Source organism: Parafilimonas terrae, assembly GCF_900115755.1.
In the GTDB taxonomy this organism is placed as follows: domain Bacteria; phylum Bacteroidota; class Bacteroidia; order Chitinophagales; family Chitinophagaceae; genus Parafilimonas; species Parafilimonas terrae.
Genome location: NZ_FOXQ01000013.1, coordinates 1 through 20,685, shown reverse-complemented (window position 1 = coordinate 20,685; position 20,685 = coordinate 1). Strand labels below are relative to the sequence as shown.

Below are 20,685 nucleotides of genomic sequence, written 5' to 3'. Positions count from 1 at the left end.
TTATGATTACGGTTATTGATAAAAACACAGCACTGGTGTTAATCGATCTTCAAAATTCGGTTATGGCTGCGCCAATTGTGCATTCTATGGATGATATATTAAGCAACACCAATAAGCTCATTTCAATTTTCAGGGAAAAAAATTTACCCATTGTTTTTGTAAATGTAAAACCAGGCGGAAGCTGGCTGAATGCGAGGAAAGAAGCAAAAATGCCTGCTTATCCCGATGATGAAAACCTGTATAAAATAACGGGTAAACTGCATACGGAAAGCAGCGATATTTTCGTCACCAAACATACATGGAATGCATTCTTTGAAACAGAATTAAACGATGAATTAAAGCGCCGGAATATCACAGGCATTGTGTTGGCTGGCGTTGCAACAAGCATTGGAGTGGAAGGTACAGCAAGGGCTGCAAGCGAACTCGGTTATAATGTAAGCTTTGCATCAGATGCCATGAGTGATAGAAATATGGAAGCCCACAAGCACAGCCTGCAATATATTTTTCCGAGGATAGGCGAAACGGGCAGCACGAATGATATTATAAAAGTGATGAAACAATTATAACCTGGTAAATATTAATTACAGCTTTTAGGAAGTTTGAAACTTTCCAAAAGCTAACCGTTAAATTTCTTTAACTGCACAATCAGCATTAATTTGCTGCGTTTCCAATATAGTCCCAATCTTCACCAACCATCATTCACTAAAAAATTTCATTTAATGGAATCGAATGCGCATTCCTTTTTAGGAAGGGAAGATTATGAGCCTTCATCATTCACGCAGCTTTTATGGTGGCTGGCCACTGCTGAAAAAGAGTTGATAAAAGACTGTTCCGTTGACCGTAACCGCTATGCTATTACAGGTGCAGCCGTTTTGGGCACATGGGCTTTTGCCACACTTGCCTGGAGCTATTTTTTTAGCACGGTGGTAAACAGCATAATTGCTGCAATATTGCCGGGCATCTTCATAGGCTTTATTGTACTTGGTATAGACCGCACTTTAATAAAAGGCATTACTGCAGTCAATAAACGCAAAGCATTACCCATTTTTTTCAGGATGCTGCTGGCGCTTACTATCGGAACATTTATGGCGCAACCTGCATTGCTGTATTTATTCAATAAAGAAATCCATGTACAAATATCATTGGACAATGAACATAAGAAAATCAGCAAGCAACATGAGCTGGATAGTTTGTATACACCTGAAATAAACGGTTTATTACAGGAAAAAAAATCAATTCAACAACAGCTTACTGCAAAATATAATGAAGTGGCAGCAAGCCGCAATGCTTTTATCGCTGAAACAGATGGCACGGGCGGCAGTGGTAAAATAGGCCTGAAAGATATTGCCCGTGCAAAACAAAACGAGTATATAAAACTTAATGAAGCCTACAATAATTTAAATGCTGGAATGCAGCCGGAGATAAGCAGTATTGACAGCGCTTTGAACGTTATCAATCAAACCAAACAAAAAGAAATGCAGGCTTTTAATGTTTTAATGAACGATGGTTTTTTAACGCAGGTAGAAGCTTTGCATAATCTTATAAAAAACAATACGGCTGCACAGTTTCGTTATTATTTGCTGATTATTATTTTGGTATTGATTGAACTGATGCCTGTAATTGCTAAATCATTATTACCCGATGGAACGTATGATGAAAAGGTAAGGCTGCGGGAGATAATGGAAAAAGAAATTGTAAAAGAAAATATTCAGCAGGAAGGCAAATTGAAAGCCATGTATAATGCTGTTGCTGCTGAACAGGAAGGCGAACTTATGCATGCTTTTTTTGATGCCGCACATGAAGAACGCAGGCAGAAAATGCACAACATGCTTCAGCGCTGGAAAGAAAATGATGGCGGCAGTTTTAATAAGTTGTGGATCAATTTTAAAAAGGATATTTTAATGTAATTATCTTTTCGGTTGCATGCAGCCAAAAAATTATTCATGGAGCCGCGTATTCTTTGTCTTAAAGTTTTGGTGTTGCCGGGAATAATAATCTTGCAAAGAATGTTATCCCGTTGCACTAATATGCAGCGTAATTTTTTCAGCCCTGAACAACATATCTGTTGCCTGCAATATTTTTCTTTTAAGGATAGGATTATAATCGGGATTTTTTTCTAAAAATGAATGCACCATATCGGCAGCGCTCTGCGACTGGTATGAACCAAATGATGTGTTCAGCCAGCGCATAGCAAAGAACACGCTGCCGGTTTGCTGCACATCAGCCAGCCATTCCAATGTTTGCGGTAAATATTTTTCAGAGTAAGCAATTCTTAACGGGTGATGCAGATAGGAGAGTGCCGTCAATAACCAGGCCTCATTCATGCGGTTGGTTTTAACTGATAAAGAATTAAAAAAAGAATCTCTTGTATTTGCATTGTTTGAAAGCGATGGCAATAAATATTTAAATCTTGCCTTGCGGTCTGCATCTGTTATCCTGGAAAGCTGCGCAGCTAAAATAGTATCTGCATTAGGGTATTGCCGTATGGCAAGATCAGCCGCCATTGATGTGTAATCATCGGGCGTTAACAACACGCCCTGCGGCGCTTTTTGTATTTGCCATACATGAAAAATATTTTCTGCTGCAGGTTTTGTTACAGCAATGTTTTTATATAACAAAAACAATATTCGCTTCTTTGCTGCATTGTCAGCATACAACATAGATTGCCATACAGATGCTTCCATTCCGGCAGCAATCGAATCTCTTTCAGCAGGCAATAAAAATTGCCAGTATATAGTGCTGAACTGTCCGCTTAACAGGTTTACAATAAGCTCTTCTTTTTCTGTTGACAGGCTTTTAATACATGTGTTCAAAAATTCATGCGGTGTTAATGCGGAACCGTTCAAAACATTTTCATACAGGTTAATGTAACCTGATAAACGCATCAGCGGGTTTTTCAGCAGGTGCAAATTGGCCGGCATATTTTTATCGGCAGGAAATAATCCATATCCATTACCCAATGCATTGAATAATATAAATGAAGGCTGCTTTATTTTTTCTGCCGCTTTTAATGCAACAGATTTACCATCCATATTTACAGGTAATATTTTTACACTGTCTTCATACACAAATGCCATAGAAAATTGCTGGCCCCATAAGCCTGGTTTTCCGCCTTCGCCTGCCTGCGCAATTACAAACTGCGTATATACATCATTTGCAGTGCCCATAGCATAGCTTATTACAGGACGTCCCTGCCCGTTAATCCATGTATCGTTCCATGCTGTAATGTCTTTATTGCCTGATTTATTCATGATAGTTATTAAATCAGGCCATCCTGCATTTTTATAAGCGTAAGTTTTCAAATATTCCTGCGCACCTTTTTGAAAAATATCTTTGCCCACGAGCTTTTCCAATTGCCTTAAAACGATGGGCGCTTTATCATAAATAATTGCACCATATAATAAACCTGCCTGGTTAAGGTTATCTAACTGCTGCCGTATGGGATGCGTTCCTTCTGTTCTGTCAACTGAATAAGCAGAAGGATAATGATCCAGCATAAAACGGAAATTACTTTTATCATCAGGCATCAGTTCATCGGCTATTTTATCAGCCATAAAATTGGCAAACACTTCTTTCATCCAAACATCATTGAACCATTTCATGGTAACCAGGTCGCCAAACCATGCATGCGCCATTTCATGCGATAATAATTTTAACCTGCCAAGCCTTTGGCTTTGCGTGGCTGATTTATCAAGAAAGAGAGAAGATGCGTTATAGTCAATTGCGCCCACGTGCTCCATGCCGCCAAACTGAAAATCAGGAACAGCAATAATATCCAGCTTTTGAAAAGGATAGGGGATGCCTGTATATTTTTCCATGAATTGCAGTGCGGCATATTGTAACTGAAGGATAGTATCAATGCTGTAATGCAGCTTGGCTGTATCTGTTTCACGATAATAAAGGTTTATGAGCGTGTCATTGAACTTTTTTGCGGCTCTTTCAAATTTCCCGGCTACAATGGAAAATAAATATGTGCTAATTGTATCCGATGTTTTAAACGAATAGGTTTTTTCATTTCTCCTCATATTAGTGTTTTGCACAGCGCCATTGGAAACAGCAGTCCAGCCTGATGGCACTGTTGCTTTCACTGTAAAAACAGCCTTGAGGTCAGGCTGGTCAAAACAGGGCATAAAAGTTCTTGCCCTTTCAGGAACAAACAAAGTGTACATAAATTCAGGCTTGCGTGTCAGCGCTTCGTTGCCTGCAATAAAGTTTATCTTAATATCGTTGCTACCTTTTTTTAAAAGATGCGGTGGTATAAAAATGTGTTCATTTCTTAGTATCACAGCCGCATCTTTCCCGTTTACTTTTAAAAGTTTAACGTGGCTGGAATCGTTCTTGAAATCAATCAGTAAACTATCATTTGTATTAGTAAGATCAAATGCAATCGTTTCTTCACCACTAACAGCGTTTTCTGCTTCCGCAGGAATATGCACAGCAATTGTATAATGAATGTTATTGAGCAATGCTTTCCTTTTTTGCGCCAGCGAGAAAGAAATGCCCGGATCACTAACAGAAGTATCAGCAGTTATTGCATGGTCAGGTTTACAGTTAACAAATATTACAGCTATAAGGCAGCAATAAAGAAGTTTAGGAAAGAAAAAAATACATGGTTTATTCATACACGCCTGCTGTTATTGTTTGGATATATGGCGCAAAATAAAAAGAGTTATCAACTATATTTCCCAATTATTTAAGTTTAGCTACACATGCACCAATTGTTTATGTATCTGTACAATATCTTATAAAGTATGATAAGTGTTTTTGAATTCAACAACATTATTGATATGCATAAAAAAGCCTTGCTTTTGGCAAGGCTTAAGCATTGCAGTATTTTTTAGTCTAACTGTTTTGTGAAGAATAATTGATCATCCACTTCACGCCATATTTATCGGTGAAGCTTCCGAAATAATCGCCCCAGAATTGGTCGGCCATCGGCATTTCCACCTGGCCGCCTGCCGATAAGCCATTGAATAATTTATCAGCTTCTTCTCTTGAATCGGGGAAGATGGAAACATAATTGTTGTTGCCTTCAATTAATTTATGTCCCATTGACGGAGCAATATCTGAAGCCATCAGCAGGTCGTTGCCAACCGGCAAAGCAATATGCATTACACGGTTTTTTTCTTCTTCAGGAAGATTTTCGCAGCCGGGCGCATCGCCCATTTTAAACACTCCACCGCGAAATTCCCCGCCAAAAACGGATTTGTAAAAAGTGAATGCTTCTTCTGCTTTACCATCAAAATTGAGGTAAGGATTTAACTTAGGCATGTCATTAAATTTTAAATTGGTTATTGAAAATTATTAATAAGTAAGAGTTTCGTTTATATCGTATTTCATGGCTTCATAACCAAGAATTTTACGCATTAAACCTATCTGTCCGCAGAGATAATCTTCTCTTCCAATGCACATACCAATAAAATTCAAAACGTTTTCTTCAAAAAAAGGAACATTCATACCAAGAGGAAATTTTTCTGCCAGCTTATCATCGGTTGCTTCCAGTAATTGCTGGTAAACCAATGATGAAATTGTATGAAAATTTTCTTTGAGTTTTTCCAATGAAGGATAATCAAAGTTTTCATTCAGCGCTTTTGCCTGGAAAAACAATTCGTTGTATGGGTCTTCTTCGCGTAAACCCAATATCCAGCCAAGGCCATAACGCATGTTCACAAAATTGCCGGCCATCCAAACCACATGATTGGTTTTGCCATCAATTCTTTTGATGGCATCTGCGGCTGAAATGCCATCTAACGCATTTAAAAAAATTTGCGAATGCATCCTGTATGCAGGAATGATAATTTCAAGTTTTTGAGATTTCGGTGTATTCATAATAGTGCTGTTTTAAAAGTGAATTGTGGTGAGTTGCCAATTGTGAGTTACTCACTGCTTACTATGTAATTCAGTTCAGTTACCCCGCTGGCAAATTGCCGCGTGGTCAATAACTTTAATTTTATTTTTTCTTTGATACCAGTAAACAATGGAATGCCTTGCCCGAGAATAATTGGATTAACAAATAACCAATAACCGTCAATTAAATTTTGTTGAATCAATGAATGTGTTGCTGCCGGGCTGCCGAAAAGCAAAATATCTGCGCCTGCCTGTTGTTTTATTTCATTTATCCTCTCCGAAAGATTGTCGCTGATAATTGTTGTGTTAATTAAATCTTCATCTTTCATTGTTTTTGATAAAACAATTTTCTGAACGTTGTTATACCACTTTGAATGTTCAATATCATGCTTACTTGCTTCCGGTTTGTCGCCTGCAGCAGGCCAGTAATTTTGCATCATTTCATAAGTCACCCGTCCATATAATGCAGTGTCGCCTTCGCTTATCCGTTTACCCACATGATCAAAAATTTCTTCATCAACTTTAATCCAGTCCATTTCGCCGTTTGGCCCTGCTACAAAACCATCAAGTGATATATGCATAAATGAAATTATTTTCCTCATATATGATCCTATTTTAATTGTTACCTATAATTTTTGTATTGCTTTTTAATAATTTCTGCTAACTGTTAAAATGCATGAGTACACTCACCACTCACAACTCACCTCTTTTGCTCTGCATATTGTTTAAACCTGTTTAATACCGATTGGCAAAATGACTCCTGCACATCCAACGGCGTTTGCGCTTCCGGCTCAAAGCTTTCCCGTATGATGGTGTTATCATCTATCTGTTGAAATTCAACAATAGTTTTCCTGCCATCATGCTGTATGCTTTCAATATATTCAAACGGAATAATCCTGTTATACTTTCCTTTGTAATCAAACCCTTCACTGCCGTCTTTTTTTTCCATGCGGAAGATAAACAAGCCGCCATCTGTTACATCATTTATAGCCCCCGGGCAATGCCAGTTTTCAAACGGTATATTCCATTGTTTGATAGCATCAGGATTGATCCATTTTTCCCATACAACATCCAATGGTTTTTCAACCAATACGGCTACAGCTATTGTTTTCATGTTATAATTTGATTGTTGAAAAGTTTAACTGCGGCCCGGCATTATTGCATGGAATGCAAGCCAAACATATTGCCTTCAGTATCGCTTACAATGGAGCAAAAACCGTATTCGCCAATTGACATTTTTGGTTTGTAAACATTGCCGCCTGCAGCTTCAACACGGCTTTCTTCGGCAGCGCAATCTTCGCAGCCAAAATATATCATAACGCCATTGCCGCCGCCTTTCATACCCTCCATTTTAACCAGGCTGCCGGATGCGCCAAAGTTTTCTCCGGCGCTTGGAAAAGCTTTCATTTGTACTGTTGCATCTGTGGGGTCAGACATTTGTTGCAGCTTAACATTTAGCACGCTCTCATAAAACCGTGTGGCGCGTTCCATATCGTTTACATATACCTCAAACCACACGGCAGGATTAATTTGTTTGTTTTTCATATAGCTTTATTTAAAGCTCAAAAGTAGGGCAGTTAACATATAAGCAAACTTGCCATTTGGCAAGAATTAAAGATTATTTTTTGATGAAGAAACGATTGTAGTCAGAATAAAATAACATGAGTTCAGGATAAAATTTCAATGATGAAGATGTTTGCGCATTGAATTCTTGTTCCTCACGTTCAACTTATCAACTATTCAACCAAATCAACTTTTACCCCGCTGTTTTTATAATGTCTTTTCTTATCCTGCTTAATGAAGTATCGGTAACGCCGAGGTAGGTAGCAATTTGTTTTAGCGGCACATTTTGAATAACCTGTGGTTTTTCTTTTATAAGTTTCAGGTAGCGGTTGGTAGCTGTTTCCGTAATCATGTCCAGCGATCTTTGCTTGAGTGAAAAAAGTTGTTGCGAAAACCAAACCCTGCCCCATTCCCTGAAGCCCGGAAGGTTATGATACAATTGCTGAAAGTCTTCAAATACAATTTTCCATGTTACGCAATCTGTAACAGCCTGCAATGTTTCCTGCGATGGTGTGTGCTGGAATAAAGAGGGGGGCGAAATAATTATTTCTCCATCGGTGAAAAAACCGGTAGTAATTTCATCCTCATTATAATTTATAACAAAAGCCTTTACCAGGCCGGTTTCAAGCAAATAATATTCATTGGCAATACATCCTGATTTTAAAATAATATCACCTTTATTAAAATTCACTTGCTTATGCAAATGCATAATGCTTTGCAAATCCGCCTCAGGTAAAAGTGGATGTTTGTATATATCATGGAATATAGATTGCATAATTGTGACAGAATTTTATATTCCGGCACTGTGAAAGTAAATGAAATTGAATAACACGAATAAACCCTCTTGGCCTATCATTGTGATCTGACCTTAACCTTGCTTTATTTTAAAATGTGATGAACCAGATCAAGCCAGCATCTTCTTCAAATTCGCTATGCTTGATTTAATGCTTGCATAAGCATCTTTAGGCATATCATGTTCAACAAAAAAATGCTGCATGCCTGCTGTGGAAGCGGCTGCAAATATGGGTTTGAAATCTAACGTGCCTTCACCCACAGGCATAATATTTTCGCGGCTGGCATCCAGGTCTTTTACATGCCATAAAGGAAACCTGCCGGGATAATGATTGAATAAATCAACAGGGTTCACGCCGCCTTTTATTGCCCAGGCCAAGTCAAGTTCAAACTTTACCGTGTCTTTATCCAGTTCATTCAGCATCATTTCATAAGGCACTTTGCCATCTACCATTTTAAACTCCGCATCGTGGTTGTGATAGCAAAACTGAATGCCCGCTTTTTTGCACGCTTCTCCTGTTTTATGCAATACTTCTATTGAACTTTTAATATCTTCCATTGTGCTGATAGGTGTATTGGCGCAAACTAAAAACGGTAAGCCAACTGCCGCCACTTCATCTACCAGTTCCTGCATATTCTCTTTTAAATTTCGCATAGGCGGAATTTTCAAAGGCTGTCCCTTTGCATCTGTAGGCATTTTTGCCCCCGGCGGCATTTTAAACGGGGCGCCCAGCACATGGTGCGACCTCCATGCCATGCCCAAACTTTCAATCAGCGATTTAAACGCTGCTGCGTTCATACCATAATAACCGCCCTTTTTGCTGAACGCAGATTCTATTTCTTTATAACCTGTATCAGCAATGCGTTTTAAAGTGCCGGGCACATCTTCATCTATTATTCCAAAAAAAGTAAAAAGCTGCAACCCTATTGGCGGTATATCTTTCAGTTGAAAAAAAGCATTTGCATTTTTTGACAGCAATAAACCTGCTGTTGCGGCCGCAGTTGTTTGTTTGATAAATTTTCTTCTTTGTAGCATACAATCGTTTTTTGGATGATGAATTTATTGTGGTTTCATTATCGAATATAAAAAATCGAGTCGTTTTGCATCCGGCATTGTTTGCGATTGTTGTGTATCGCCTAAAACCATAATAGCTTTTTCATTTATATTATAAGGTTTCCATTCAGGCAAACCTTTACCATTAGGGTTAGCTGTTTTAATAAAGTTTGCCCAATAAGAAGACATAACGCCTGCAAGTTTATGATCAATGTCTGTCCATGGGCGATTAACGAATTTCAGATTGTTATATGCATAAGGTACTTCGCCGGTATGAAAAGCGCCATACTTTGCATACACGCCTGTTCCCGGCACTTTGTGTGTGAAGCGATATACATAAACATGATTGCCTTGCCCGCTTGCAGTGTTAGCCCATGTATAATTTTGTGCACCAAAAATTATATCTCTTGAAAGATCGTATTGCGATGAAGAGGCAATGGAATCATTAGTGGCCGGATAATATTGCAAAAGTGTTTGAGCGTTATCGCCATATTGCTGTTGCATTTGTTTGATATAATCACCTGCATTTTTTATAGGGCCTGATAAACCTTCGTTCTCATTCCACCCGGTTAATAAATCCACTTTGTTCGCCTTGTTCTCCTGAAAGATAGCTGCGATTGATTGCGGCAACACATAGCCATCAATAATAACACCGCTGCGTGATTGGGCTTTCATTAATTCGGATGCAGGCAATTTCCTCAGTTCTTCAATTGAATTAACATGTAATGCTGTTGCTGTTTTTTCACCGGCTTCTTCTGCCTGCTGCAGGCTGTTGCCCGAATTACTTCTCAAAAAAGAAGCGCCACTTTCTGCAATAGCTTTATTGAACAGGTTTTTTGCAAGGGGTGAAGCCACCAGTGCGTTTACACTCATGGAGCCTGCTGATTGCCCGGCTATAGTTACATTACCGGGATCGCCGCCGAAGGCGGCGATATTCTTTTGCACCCATTGCAACGCTGCAACCTGGTCAAGTATTCCATAATTGCCGGAAGCATGATAAGGTGCTTCTTTCGTAAGTTCGGGATGTGCAAAGAAGCCGAATATACCCACGCGGTAATTGATGCTTACAAACACAATGCCCTGCTTTGCCATGGCCTCACCATCATAAATGGGAACATTGCTGCCGCCGCTTACAAAGCCACCGCCATAAATCCAGACGAGCACAGGCAATTTCTTATCCGTTGATGTTGAGCTTGTCCACACATTCAGGTATAAACAATCTTCGCTGATGGGCGCTTTTCTTATTAAAAATTCTTCGCTCCACATGCTGAATGGTGCTGGTGAGGCCTGCATGGGGCTGGCGCTGAAAGTATCGCAATTTCTTACGCCCGTCCATGGCTGTACAGGTTGCGGGGCTTTCCATCTCAGTTCACCAACAGGCGGTGCGGCAAATGGTATGCCTTTAAAAATATTTATATCATTTTGAACAATGCCTGAAACCGAGCCTGCTTGTGTTTGCACCACAGGCGTTCTTGTTTGTGTGAATGATATTGCTGAAATGAACAGGCAAAAGAAAAATGCAAGCAATCGTTGTGTATTCATTTTAAATTATGCTTAGTATTAATCTTTGTGCCTTTGTGGTTTCGTGATTTTTTGGAACCACAAAGGCACGAAAGCGAAAAGGTTTGATAATTTATTTCTTCAACGCTTCTGCAATGCCTTTCTGCACCAGCGGCTCCATTATTTTATAACCGTCTAAGGTTGGGTGCACGCCATCTTTCGATAATTTCTCAGGCAGGCCTTTTCTTTCATCCGCCATTGCAGAAAAATAATCAACATATACAATGTGATTCTTATCTGCATAATCTTTCAGCATTTTATTTATAGCCACCACTTTTTCGGCGGGCTGCATACCGGGCCTCCACGGAAAATCGTAGGCCGGTAAAATAGAACAGATAACCACTTTTATATTATTGGCTTTGGCCAGCTCAGCCATCGAAATAATATTGCCATACGTATCTTCAGGGCGTATGTAGCCGGTGTTTTGTGCAATATCATTTATGCCTGCAAGAATCACGACTGCTGCGGGTTTCAGGTCAATTACATCTTCGCGGAAACGTGCCAGCATTTGCGGCGTTGTTTGTCCGCTTATGCCACGGTCGATATATGGGTTTTTCGAGAAGAAATCAGGATCACTGTTTATCCAGCCATCAGTAATGGAATTGCCCATAAACACTACGCGGTCTTTAACTGCCGGTTTTGATTTTAATTGCTGGTTAGCTTCATCATAACGCTTAATATTTGGCCAGTCTTTCAGCGTGCCTTGCATCCATTCCACCTGCTGTGCATTAAGCGATTCAGCTGTATTGGTAATGCCCATGACGCTTAACCAGTCGCCGAAACGTTCTATCCAGTTATCTGTTGGTATGTTTTGCTTGCGCATGCCAAAACCATGGCCGCCTTTTACGTACATGTGCAGTTCGGCCGGGTGTTTTGTAGCCACCCATTTATTGTATAAACTAACGCTGTGCGGCGCAAGCCCCAGTTGGTCGTCTGATGCAGCGGTAATGAACATTGGCGGCGCGTCAGCGGCAACATCAGTTTGCATATTATCAGGAAAAAAAGGATATACCGGCGCCACAAAATCGGGTTTGTTATCAGCCGTATAATTAAATGCTGCAGATGCTGCAACAGTGCCGCCGGCAGAAAAACCCATAATGCCTATTTTATTTGCATCAATATTATATTCCGCAGCATGCTTGCGCACATAGCTTATAGCTTCACGGCCATCGGCAATAGCCATAACAATGGCAGATTTTGTTTCCTCATTGTTTCCGCCTTTCCCGTTTATCATATCCATCATTTCCTGTATGGGGTTATCCGTTTTGCTATGCACCAGCCGGTACTTTAATACAAAACAGGTAATACCTTTTTTATTGAGCCATTTGGCCACATCAACTCCTTCGCTGTTGATAGATAAAAGATGGAAGCCGCCGCCCGGTGCAATAACCACTGCGGTATTTGTTTTTGGCGCAGCAGGATCGGGGAGATAAACAGTTAAAGTTGGGTGCGATACATTATATACAATGGGTGTGTGAAAAACATTGCTGTCTTGTCTTGCTTCTTCCCAGTTCCAGTTTTCAGAACCGGGCGCTGCGCCGTTGTATAAAGGAATTACTTTTTGTGCATTGATGTTTAGTGTGAGAAAGAGTAATAGTAAGCTTCCGAAAAAATTCTTCATGGCAATTGCTTTTTAGGCTGAAATATAAAACTGTTTTGGTTATGTGCTGCATAAAAATTGATAAGGATGAGAACATGTTAACCACAGATGCACAGATAATCTGTGCATCTGTGGCATTGCTTTAAAAATGAACTGGCCGTTAAACATCATACGCCGGAATTGAATTTACTTTGCCACTATGAACGAAGCTGAAAGAAATATACTGGGACTGCATTTGCCCACCGATCCGCGATGGGTTAACCTGGCTGCCATTAGCCTGGAAGATATATTGACCGATCATGCATACTGCGAACAGAAAGCGGCCACAAGCTGCATTTCATTAATACAACGTTATCCTGATAAGATTGAATTAGTGAATGGATTGTCGCCAATAGTTACCGAAGAATGGGGACATTTTCGTTTGGTATTGCAGGAACTGCGCAAACGTAATTTGCAACTGGGCAAACAACGTAAAGATGAGTATGTAAATAAATTATTACAGTTTGAAATTAAAGGCGGGAGAGAAGAAGACCGCCTGCTGGATAAGCTTTTAATATGTGCTTTAATTGAAGCCCGCAGTTGCGAACGTTTTAAACGTTTGAGCGAGGGTTTGCATGATGATTACCTGCGTAATTTTTACCGCCGCTTTATGGAAAGCGAAGCAGGCCATTATGTAACGTTTATTGAACTGGCTGAAACTTATATTGACAAAGAAAAAGTGCGTAAGCGCTGGCAGGAATGGCTGGTGTATGAAGCGGATATCATTAAAAATTTAGAACCGAGAGGAGACAGGATGCATTGAGGAAAGGTAAAGGGCACAAGACGAAATGCATAAGGCAGTAAACATGTATTATGATTTATATTACGCAACTGGTATATATTAAAGAAGGAGCGGAAAATGTATTTCATGAATTTGAAGACATTGCCATTCCAATAATTTCAAAATATAACGGGCGGCTTTTGCTGCGCATCAGGCCTGCAGAAAATAGTTTTATAGAGCATCATATTGATAAGCCCTACGAAATTCATTTAGTGGAATTTGATAACGAACAAAACTTTCTTCGTTTTGCAAAAGATGAAGAACGAAAACAATTCCTGCACCTTAAAGAGGAATCTGTAAAATCAACCTTGCTGATAAAAGGAATACAGGTCTAATCGTTCCGCATTTACGTTTCACGAAAAAACACATTCACCGCCCGCAACTCACCATTCACATTAGCTCCACTCTTCTGCTTCTTTTTGCTTTTCACGCTTGTAAACCCTTGCAGAGAGATAAACGCCTAATTCGTATAAACCAAACAACGGTAAGAACACTATCGTCTGGCTATACCAGTCGGGGCTTGGTGTAATAATAGCGGCAATAACCAATAAAACCACCAGTGCATATTTTCTTGAGCGGCGCAGGAAATGTGGCGTAATAATGCCCACTTTTGTTAAGGCATAAGTAAGCACAGGCAGTTCATACGCAATACCACACCCTAAAATAAGATTGGTAAGGTTGTCAATATAATCGTTAATGGTTGGTTGCGTTTGTACTGTATTAAGCGCACTTACCTGGAAAGTGGCAAGGAAATTAAATGTAAACGGGCCGAGCACAAAATATCCGAAAGCTGCACCAAAGAAGAAAAAGAAAGAAATCCAAAAAATTACAAACCTTGTTCCTTTAAGTTCCCTTGGTTTAAGCGCCGGCTTCACAAAACGCCAGAACTCCCAGAAAATATAGGGGAAAGCAATGATTAGCCCACCCACAAAGGCAATAGAAAAGCTGCTGAAAAACTGCCCCCCGAATGTGGTAGTCTGCATTTTTACATTAACAGGCGCAAGGCATAATCCATCGCCAAGGCCAAGTTTATGGCTGAGGTTGCAAATAACGCGGTAGCTTATGAAATCAGGATTGATTGGGCCTGAAATAATATTATCGAAAACCCATTGTATCTTAATAAAAATAAGTGCTGCAAAAAATAAAACTGCAATCAGTGAACGAACAATATGCCATCTTAATTCTTCAAGATGATCAACGAAAGCCATTTCTCCTTTGCCCTGGTTTCTGCGGCCAATGAATCCTTCAGTCATTTATATTGGTCTTTTATTTTAAAGGGGTACAAATGTACGGGGCTGAATGACAAATGGATTTATAAAAATTTATTTACGGAAAGAAGTTTAAAAGTTCACGGGTTCACGAGTTCACACGGTTCAGGTTTTCCCAATCCCTAACTACAAATTCCCAATTCCTCACTCTTCAACTAATCAACAATTCAACTTATCAACTACCCAACCCACATCACCGCAATATCTTAAGCTTTACCATTTCAATGCGGGTATCGCTTACGGTGATGATGTCAAATTCATATTTATCTATAATGATGCGCTCTTTGGCCCGGGGTATGGTTTCATGCTGGTTTATTATATAGCCGGATAATGTTTCAGAATCCGAATCGGGAAAGTCGAGGTTATATTTTTCATTAAGATAATCCAGTTCAAGCCTGCCTGAAAAAATAAATTCATTTTCAGCTATCTGCTTTTCCACAAATTCTTCCGTATCATATTCATCCCTTATTTCCCCAAAAATTTCTTCCAGTATATCTTCCATGGTTATTATGCCCGCTGTGCCGCCAAATTCATCCACCACCCATGCTATGGTTTTTCTTTCTTTACTGAATTTATTGATGAGGTCTGTGGCGCTCATTGTTTCGGGAACAACCGGTATCGGCAATAAGATAGAACGCAATTCTGTAGGCCTTTTAAACAGGTCGAGCTGGTGAACGTAGCCTTGTATATTGTCTATATTGCCTTCGTACACTACAAGTTTGCTTAACTTGGTTTCAACAAAAAGCTTCAGCACATCATCAACCGGCGTATGCAATTCTATCGCTTCTATTTCTGTTCTCGGAACAAGGCATTGGCGAACCCTTACAGAAGGCAATGACAAAGCGTTTTCAAAAAGTTCTGTATTCAAATCCTGTGTTTCGGGATCCTGGTCGCGTGTTTGCTGATAGAAGTTTTCAAGGTCAATCTTAATAAAAGGTTCCTCTTTATCTTTTGGCTTTACATTGAACAGGTATTTTAAAATAGCTTCTGATATTTTTACAAATAAAGAAGCTACCGGATTGAATATTTTATAAAACAACTGTGCTACCGGCGCAAAAAAGTTTAAAAGGCTATTATTTTTTGCGCGGAAAACAGCCCTGGGCAAAAACACGCCAATCAGTAAAACAATAAGTGAGGAGAAAATAGTATCGGCAAGCAGCTTTACATACGCGTTGGTTAATTTAAGCGGGTTCCATAACGACGTACGCAAAAGTTCGCTGAACAATAAACCATAACAAACCAAAAAAATGCTTGTGCCAACCAAACACATACCAATGAACCTTGAGGGAGATTCCATGAACCTTGAAAGAATAGAGCCACTGCTCAATCCCTGTTTTTTCTTAAGTTCAACCGATAGCCTGCTGGCGCTGACAAACGCCACCTCAATACCGGAGAAAAAAGCTATGAAAAGCAACGTAACTGCAATGTATATAACCAGGTTAACAGAATCCATAATTCGAATATAGGGGAAAATATGATTTTATTGATGAGTGATAAGAAATGAGTGATGAACGCCTTGTGATGAATGTGTGCACTAAAGCTGAAGGTGATAAATAATAAATTCTAATATTAACAATGACAAATGAATACTGATGTTTTCATAAAGATTCACCATTCATATATGTTGCTCTTTGTTTTCATCTGCCTGTTCCTGTAATTGCTCTTTCTTCCCCATTTCAAGAATCCAGTCTTTGCGCCGCAATTCAAAATTAGTACCTAAATACAGGCGTCTTACCTGTTCATTGGCAGCCAGTTCTTCGGCAGTACCGTGTTTGAATATTTTTCCTTCTATCAGCAGGTAAGCACGGTCGCAAATAGAGAGTGTTTCATTTACATTATGATCGGTGATAAGAATGCCGATATTTTTATATTTTAATCTTGCCACCACGCTTTGAATATCTTCCACCGCAATGGGGTCAACACCGGCGAAAGGTTCATCCAGCAAAATAAATTTGGGGTCCACAGCAAGTGCACGGGCTATTTCAGTCCTTCGCCTTTCACCGCCACTCAGGCTGTCGCCGTTATTTTTACGAACATGGTTAAGATTGAATTCTTCCAGCAGTTCTTCCAGCTTATCATGCCTTTGCTGCTTATTAAGATCAGTCATTTCAAGTACGGCAAGAATGTTATTTTCAACACTTAATTTTCTGAATACAGAAGCTTCCTGCGGCAGGTAACCTATGCCAAGCTGCGCCCGTTTGTACATCGGCAGTTTGGTGATATTTTCTTTCTCGAGAAAAACTTCTCCTGAATCAGCTTTTATTAAACCCACCACCATATAAAAAGTAGTGGTTTTGCCAGCGCCGTTCGGGCCCAGCAAACCTACTATTTCGCCTTGCTGTACATGAATGGAAACATCGTTTACAACAGTGCGGCTGCCGTATGTTTTAAATAAATTTTGCGTAGTAATTGTAATGCTCAAAACAAATGGTTTATAACAAAAGTAAATGAAGCGTGATAAACTCTATAAAATGCCGGGCATATTAACAAGTGTTTGAACCTGCAATACCCCCGGTAGAAATTGAGATTGGAAATATTATGTATTGAGCTTCTGCTATTGATTAGGCATCCTGATTTTTTAGGATAGGGTTCGCAATGTTTTGGATGGCATCCGGAATTTTTTTGGGGTAGAAATTGATTGCCGCAAAATCTGCAATGCTTACGATGCCGTGTACAATTGGTTGGTTGAACTTCCGGAACAATATGAACATAGCTCAGCCAAATATTACTATACAGGCAATCAAGGAACCTATCCTGTTATAAGCTTTATGGAGTTAAGGGATATTGATTTAACAGCATTACATACATGAAACCGCAATGTCCTTCCCTCCGCACACAAGCAAGGCGAAGAGACATTGCGGCAAAGAAGATCAAATGACAATTTTTTTGGAACTACATGGAATATCGTAAATCTTTGTGTTGGCTGCCATTAAAATTTCAAGTTTGAAATACTTTACTTTTCTTTTAATAGTTTTTATTGTTAGTTGTTCGACTAACACATCAAAAACATTTGTTGACAGTATAAGTTTTAAAGACACGTTATATAAAACTCATGTTTTTTATTTTCAGAATGGTGATACAACACTGGAGCATGATACAATTTATTTCTCTCCAACTGATTCAGCAATTGATACATCAAATTTCTTTTATGTGGCTTGTAAAGAACCTTGTTCAAATCAAGATATTTATAAGATTTATTTTAAGCGTGATAAAGTAATTAGACTGTGTGACAGTATGCTGCAAGTTTTATCTCCTTACAAGAGTAAAGGAAGCGGTTCGTTTTACGAAGAAGAACTCACATACGAGCATTTGAAAGAGCAGGCTGTCGCAAATAAAATGAATGAGCCCGTGAATGTTACTGAATTAGCGACATTATTCGAACAACGTTTGAATCCGTTAATTATCAATTCGGCGACAAGTGACACTCCAAGATATATCATTACCATAAGGGCAACTATTGGCACAAGCAAAGACATTCTTCCATCTGTAATGACAACATACAACATTAAAAACCGATTTGGTGACACTATATTTTTGTCGACGGGAACAATAAAGGAAGTTCCACTTAAACAACCACAATAACGGCAGCCAACAAAAAGTATTTATGCAAGCATGGCAGACGTGCAAACAATGAGCGGCAAAATATATTTCATCTGTAGTTCCGGCAGAAGGAATTCTATTGGGCGATAGTAGTTACAATGAACTTAAAATTATAAATTTGGCAGCGGTTCGGGCAGACGGGAATTCTAATTCCATGCCTGCATAAATGCGTCAACGTAAGCTGCAATTTTTCATGACACGCTTAACAATTCCATACAGCATAATAATAATTTTTTTTGGACTTTTTACGACGCTGATGATATTAGCAAGTCCTCACCAGGTCGGCAAAGGCTTATTGACAATAAGCGTTGCATCTTTACTTATTTTCATTTTGACAGGTTATTTTTTGTATCGCAGTTTTAGCACTCAAAAAAATACGGCTTTGACAATTTGTTTATTGTTACTGACTGCAATCATTTTCGGGTACTTCACTTATGACATTATTAGAATGCACAGCGACTTCTCAATATTAGATTTGTTGCCGATAGCTGCCTTTGCTTTCACAATATTTTTTATAGTTTCACTTCTTCAAAAAAGACATCAAAGAGTTAAGGCGAATGGCATAAATAATTGGGAAGACTATTGGACAATGTTTAATCAGCTTTGTAGCTCGTTAAACAGTGACAGCAAACAAGCAGTCGTTGCAGACTTGAAAAAAGCTCAAAAGCATGTTAATGGCTTAACCGATGGTTGGTATAAGTTTCTTAATGAATTCAAAAAAGCTAAGGAAATTCATTATAAAAGTTTTTCATCCAAGCAGAACGATTTGGCAGACATTTTAATCCATACTTTGGAAAGTTCATTAAATAGCAGATAAAACTGCAGCTTACAACTAAGCTTTCGTTGCGTCCGCAGGACGAACAATGAAAGCGCTGTTGAACGGAATCCGCCACGGCGGACAAGCTCTACGGTTGCCGGTGTTGCCTTATGGAGTTGCCGATTTGCGGGGCAAGGGTATTTGAGCAAACTATCAGGTTTGTTTTTTTATGCAGGGCTGGTTAAGGGTTTTAAAAGGTTGATGTATGAACATTATAGCATAAAAAATCCCTTACCCGCAAAGCTCAGTTTACAGGCAGGGAAGGGTTTTGCAATAAATAAGCTGCCGGCGGCCCACGTTTGCCAAACACTTCAATGGTTATTAATGTTCCCGTTTTACAACAAGGGCATTTTCTCAATAATATTTTTACAGATGTTTGCCTGCGCTCAACCTTTAAGCTGTGTTGCAATGCCTGGAGTTTGCCCCGTTTCCAGGCACTGCTTAAGATGCCGTAATGCCGTATGCGCACAAAGCGGTGCGGCAATATGTGTTGAGCAAAGCGGCGGATAAATTCTTCGCGGCTTAGCGTCATCAGCTTTGTGGCGCCGCTGTCTTTATAATCTTTATAGCTAAAGCTTACATGGCTGTGTGTTACCTGTTGTATGCGGTGGTTACTGATAGCTACTTTGTGCGTGTAGCGGCCTAAGTAAGCTATGACCTGTTTTGGACCGCCAAAGGGCCGTTTGGCATACACCACCCAGTCTTTTTGAAATAAACTTTCTAACAGCATTTTATTATCAATGCCATTACACCTTAACTGCTGCACATACTTTGCCCTGAACACTTTGCTTAAGGCTTTTACGGCAAAGAGGTATTTGTTGCTGCGCAATTGCTGTTGCCATAAACCATTTGCATTAATGCCTCCGCCGGGCACTATGCAATGGAGGTGTGGGTGTAATGACAGGTTCTGTCCCCAGGTATGCAGTACGGCTATCATGCCCAGGCGCAATGCTGCTGTGGTGCCAAACTGCTTAAGTGTAAGCCATACCGATTTGAACAGGACATCATACACCATTACCGGTTGTTGTAAAGCCAGTCTGTTCAATGCTTGCGGCAGTGTAAACACCACATGGTAGTAGGTGCAGGGCAAGAGGTCTGCTTCACGCTGCTGAATCCATGCTTCTCTTTTATGCCCCTGGCATTTTGGGCAATGCCTGTTGCGGCAACTATTATAACTGATACTGATGTTGCCACATCCGTTGCAGGCATCTATATGCCCGCCCAAAGCAGCGGTACGGCATTGCTCAATAGCCCGCAATGTTTTTTGCTGATGGACGGTGAGGCGAAGTGATGGCAGATGGGTGCGCTGCAGTACATGGGCTACTTCCCACTGCGGCTGCATAAGGCAAACACTTTATCCAGCGGGCTTTGCGGCAGCTTATCCGGTGGCATGCATATATGCAGGTACACCATAGTGTTTTCTATGTTGGCATGGCCCAGCAGCTTTTGCACCATGATGATATTAACACCATCTTCCAGCAGATGCGTGGCATAGCTGTGGCGCAGCATGTGCACGTTCACTTCTTTAATGATGCCTGCATCTTTTGCAATGCGTTTTACTGCCCATTGCACGCCACGCTGGCTGTAGCGGCCATCGAAGCCTTTGCCTTCGGGGTTGCCCTTGCCTTCAAAAAGATACTTTACAGGATGCGCTATGTTTATATAGGTTTTAATGCCACGGATAAGGTGTTCGCTTAGGGGCACCAGGCGGTCTTTGTTGCCCTTGCTTTGTACAATGTGTAATAACCTGCGGTCAAGATCAAG

21 protein-coding genes are annotated in these 20,685 nt (G+C 39.9%); 6 read left to right on the top strand and 15 right to left on the bottom strand.

The window, feature by feature from the left end; genetic code table 11:
* Positions 1 to 2 precede the first annotated feature (2 nt).
* Both BM015_RS17435 and BM015_RS17430 read left to right on the top strand, forming a co-directional pair.
* Positions 3 to 566: an isochorismatase family protein gene (locus BM015_RS17435; protein WP_090661702.1), complete on the top strand. Its 564-nt coding sequence runs from the start codon at positions 3 to 5 to the stop codon at positions 564 to 566.
* Between the two features lie 153 nt (positions 567 to 719).
* Positions 720 to 1,907, top strand: coding sequence for a DUF4407 domain-containing protein (locus BM015_RS17430; protein WP_090661699.1), 1,188 nt, complete (start codon positions 720 to 722; stop codon positions 1,905 to 1,907).
* Between the two features lie 102 nt (positions 1,908 to 2,009).
* Here the strand turns inward: BM015_RS17430 and BM015_RS17425 are convergent, their stop codons facing one another.
* The 10 genes from BM015_RS17425 to BM015_RS17380 all read right to left on the bottom strand — a co-directional run bounded on the left by BM015_RS17425 (position 2,010) and on the right by BM015_RS17380 (position 12,437).
* A complete protein-coding gene (locus BM015_RS17425) occupies positions 2,010 to 4,622 on the bottom strand; it encodes a M1 family metallopeptidase (protein WP_090661696.1) in 2,613 nt (870 codons plus the stop codon).
* Between the two features lie 220 nt (positions 4,623 to 4,842).
* Positions 4,843 to 5,271, bottom strand: a complete 429-nt coding sequence (locus tag BM015_RS17420) for a VOC family protein (RefSeq protein WP_090661693.1) — start codon at positions 5,269 to 5,271, stop codon at positions 4,843 to 4,845.
* Positions 5,272 to 5,304: 33 nt separating this feature from the next.
* Positions 5,305 to 5,829 (bottom strand): hypothetical protein, encoded by a 525-nt coding sequence (locus tag BM015_RS17415; protein ID WP_090661690.1) that lies wholly within the window; start codon positions 5,827 to 5,829, stop codon positions 5,305 to 5,307.
* A 47-nt stretch (positions 5,830 to 5,876) separates the two neighbouring features.
* A complete protein-coding gene (locus BM015_RS17410) occupies positions 5,877 to 6,449 on the bottom strand; it encodes a dihydrofolate reductase family protein (RefSeq protein WP_090661687.1) in 573 nt (190 codons plus the stop codon).
* 98 nt (positions 6,450 to 6,547) lie between these two features.
* Positions 6,548 to 6,961 carry an SRPBCC domain-containing protein gene (locus tag BM015_RS17405; RefSeq protein WP_090661683.1) on the bottom strand — a complete coding sequence of 138 codons (414 nt, stop codon included), beginning with the start codon at positions 6,959 to 6,961 and terminating at the stop codon, positions 6,548 to 6,550.
* A 41-nt stretch (positions 6,962 to 7,002) separates the two neighbouring features.
* Positions 7,003 to 7,392 (bottom strand): VOC family protein, encoded by a 390-nt coding sequence (locus tag BM015_RS17400; protein WP_090661680.1) that lies wholly within the window; start codon positions 7,390 to 7,392, stop codon positions 7,003 to 7,005.
* Positions 7,393 to 7,603: 211 nt separating this feature from the next.
* The gene (locus BM015_RS17395) at positions 7,604 to 8,185 is read right to left on the bottom strand and encodes a Crp/Fnr family transcriptional regulator (RefSeq protein ID WP_090661677.1); all 582 of its coding nucleotides are present in this window, start codon (positions 8,183 to 8,185) and stop codon (positions 7,604 to 7,606) included.
* A gap of 129 nt (positions 8,186 to 8,314) precedes the next feature.
* The gene (locus BM015_RS17390) at positions 8,315 to 9,238 is read right to left on the bottom strand and encodes a sugar phosphate isomerase/epimerase family protein (protein ID WP_090661674.1); all 924 of its coding nucleotides are present in this window, start codon (positions 9,236 to 9,238) and stop codon (positions 8,315 to 8,317) included.
* A 24-nt stretch (positions 9,239 to 9,262) separates the two neighbouring features.
* A complete protein-coding gene (locus tag BM015_RS17385) occupies positions 9,263 to 10,798 on the bottom strand; it encodes a carboxylesterase/lipase family protein (RefSeq protein ID WP_090661671.1) in 1,536 nt (511 codons plus the stop codon).
* 91 nt (positions 10,799 to 10,889) lie between these two features.
* A complete protein-coding gene (locus BM015_RS17380; protein WP_090661668.1) occupies positions 10,890 to 12,437 on the bottom strand; it encodes a GDSL-type esterase/lipase family protein in 1,548 nt (515 codons plus the stop codon).
* Positions 12,438 to 12,615: 178 nt separating this feature from the next.
* Between BM015_RS17380 and miaE the strand changes: the two genes are divergently transcribed.
* Together miaE and BM015_RS17370 are read left to right on the top strand one after the other, a co-directional pair.
* On the top strand, positions 12,616 to 13,218 hold the full coding sequence (miaE, locus tag BM015_RS17375; RefSeq protein ID WP_090661665.1) for a MiaE family protein: 603 nt from the start codon (positions 12,616 to 12,618) through the stop codon (positions 13,216 to 13,218).
* Between the two features lie 50 nt (positions 13,219 to 13,268).
* On the top strand, positions 13,269 to 13,571 hold the full coding sequence (locus tag BM015_RS17370; RefSeq protein ID WP_090661663.1) for a DUF1330 domain-containing protein: 303 nt from the start codon (positions 13,269 to 13,271) through the stop codon (positions 13,569 to 13,571).
* A 60-nt stretch (positions 13,572 to 13,631) separates the two neighbouring features.
* Here the strand turns inward: BM015_RS17370 and tatC are convergent, their stop codons facing one another.
* The 3 genes from tatC to lptB form a co-directional block, all read right to left on the bottom strand.
* Positions 13,632 to 14,489, bottom strand: coding sequence for a twin-arginine translocase subunit TatC (tatC, locus tag BM015_RS17365; protein WP_090661660.1), 858 nt, complete (start codon positions 14,487 to 14,489; stop codon positions 13,632 to 13,634).
* Positions 14,490 to 14,697: 208 nt separating this feature from the next.
* Positions 14,698 to 15,957, bottom strand: coding sequence for a hemolysin family protein (locus BM015_RS17360; RefSeq protein WP_090661657.1), 1,260 nt, complete (start codon positions 15,955 to 15,957; stop codon positions 14,698 to 14,700).
* Between the two features lie 162 nt (positions 15,958 to 16,119).
* Positions 16,120 to 16,926 (bottom strand): LPS export ABC transporter ATP-binding protein, encoded by an 807-nt coding sequence (gene lptB, locus BM015_RS17355; RefSeq protein ID WP_218148530.1) that lies wholly within the window; start codon positions 16,924 to 16,926, stop codon positions 16,120 to 16,122.
* 497 nt (positions 16,927 to 17,423) lie between these two features.
* Between lptB and BM015_RS17345 the strand changes: the two genes are divergently transcribed.
* Positions 17,424 to 18,086, top strand: a complete 663-nt coding sequence (locus BM015_RS17345) for a hypothetical protein (RefSeq protein ID WP_090661652.1) — start codon at positions 17,424 to 17,426, stop codon at positions 18,084 to 18,086.
* A gap of 211 nt (positions 18,087 to 18,297) precedes the next feature.
* Positions 18,298 to 18,921, top strand: a complete 624-nt coding sequence (locus BM015_RS17340; RefSeq protein ID WP_143075911.1) for a hypothetical protein — start codon at positions 18,298 to 18,300, stop codon at positions 18,919 to 18,921.
* Between the two features lie 244 nt (positions 18,922 to 19,165).
* Here the strand turns inward: BM015_RS17340 and BM015_RS17335 are convergent, their stop codons facing one another.
* Positions 19,166 to 20,263: an IS91 family transposase gene (locus tag BM015_RS17335; RefSeq protein ID WP_090661646.1), complete on the bottom strand. Its 1,098-nt coding sequence runs from the start codon at positions 20,261 to 20,263 to the stop codon at positions 19,166 to 19,168.
* On the bottom strand, positions 20,242 to 20,685 hold a 444-nt coding region (locus tag BM015_RS17330; protein ID WP_177191952.1), incomplete at its 5' end, for a tyrosine-type recombinase/integrase. The genes BM015_RS17330 and BM015_RS17335, both read right to left, overlap by 22 nt.

Bases quoted from the DNA above. Each gene is read 5' to 3' on its own strand.
- BM015_RS17435 (WP_090661702.1), top strand. From the start codon at position 3: ATGATTACGGTTATTGATAAAAACACAGCACTGGTGTTAATCGATCTT.
- BM015_RS17430 (WP_090661699.1), top strand. From the start codon at position 720: ATGGAATCGAATGCGCATTCCTTTTTAGGAAGGGAAGATTATGAGCCT.
- BM015_RS17425 (WP_090661696.1), bottom strand. From the start codon at position 4,622: ATGAATAAACCATGTATTTTTTTCTTTCCTAAACTTCTTTATTGCTGC.
- BM015_RS17420 (WP_090661693.1), bottom strand. From the start codon at position 5,271: ATGCCTAAGTTAAATCCTTACCTCAATTTTGATGGTAAAGCAGAAGAA.
- BM015_RS17415 (WP_090661690.1), bottom strand. From the start codon at position 5,829: ATGAATACACCGAAATCTCAAAAACTTGAAATTATCATTCCTGCATAC.
- BM015_RS17410 (WP_090661687.1), bottom strand. From the start codon at position 6,449: ATGAGGAAAATAATTTCATTTATGCATATATCACTTGATGGTTTTGTA.
- BM015_RS17405 (WP_090661683.1), bottom strand. From the start codon at position 6,961: ATGAAAACAATAGCTGTAGCCGTATTGGTTGAAAAACCATTGGATGTT.
- BM015_RS17400 (WP_090661680.1), bottom strand. From the start codon at position 7,392: ATGAAAAACAAACAAATTAATCCTGCCGTGTGGTTTGAGGTATATGTA.
- BM015_RS17395 (WP_090661677.1), bottom strand. From the start codon at position 8,185: ATGCAATCTATATTCCATGATATATACAAACATCCACTTTTACCTGAG.
- BM015_RS17390 (WP_090661674.1), bottom strand. From the start codon at position 9,238: ATGCTACAAAGAAGAAAATTTATCAAACAAACAACTGCGGCCGCAACA.
- BM015_RS17385 (WP_090661671.1), bottom strand. From the start codon at position 10,798: ATGAATACACAACGATTGCTTGCATTTTTCTTTTGCCTGTTCATTTCA.
- BM015_RS17380 (WP_090661668.1), bottom strand. From the start codon at position 12,437: ATGAAGAATTTTTTCGGAAGCTTACTATTACTCTTTCTCACACTAAAC.
- miaE (WP_090661665.1), top strand. From the start codon at position 12,616: ATGAACGAAGCTGAAAGAAATATACTGGGACTGCATTTGCCCACCGAT.
- BM015_RS17370 (WP_090661663.1), top strand. From the start codon at position 13,269: ATGATTTATATTACGCAACTGGTATATATTAAAGAAGGAGCGGAAAAT.
- tatC (WP_090661660.1), bottom strand. From the start codon at position 14,489: ATGACTGAAGGATTCATTGGCCGCAGAAACCAGGGCAAAGGAGAAATG.
- BM015_RS17360 (WP_090661657.1), bottom strand. From the start codon at position 15,957: ATGGATTCTGTTAACCTGGTTATATACATTGCAGTTACGTTGCTTTTC.
- BM015_RS17340 (WP_143075911.1), top strand. From the start codon at position 18,298: ATGACACGCTTAACAATTCCATACAGCATAATAATAATTTTTTTTGGA.
- BM015_RS17335 (WP_090661646.1), bottom strand. From the start codon at position 20,263: ATGCAGCCGCAGTGGGAAGTAGCCCATGTACTGCAGCGCACCCATCTG.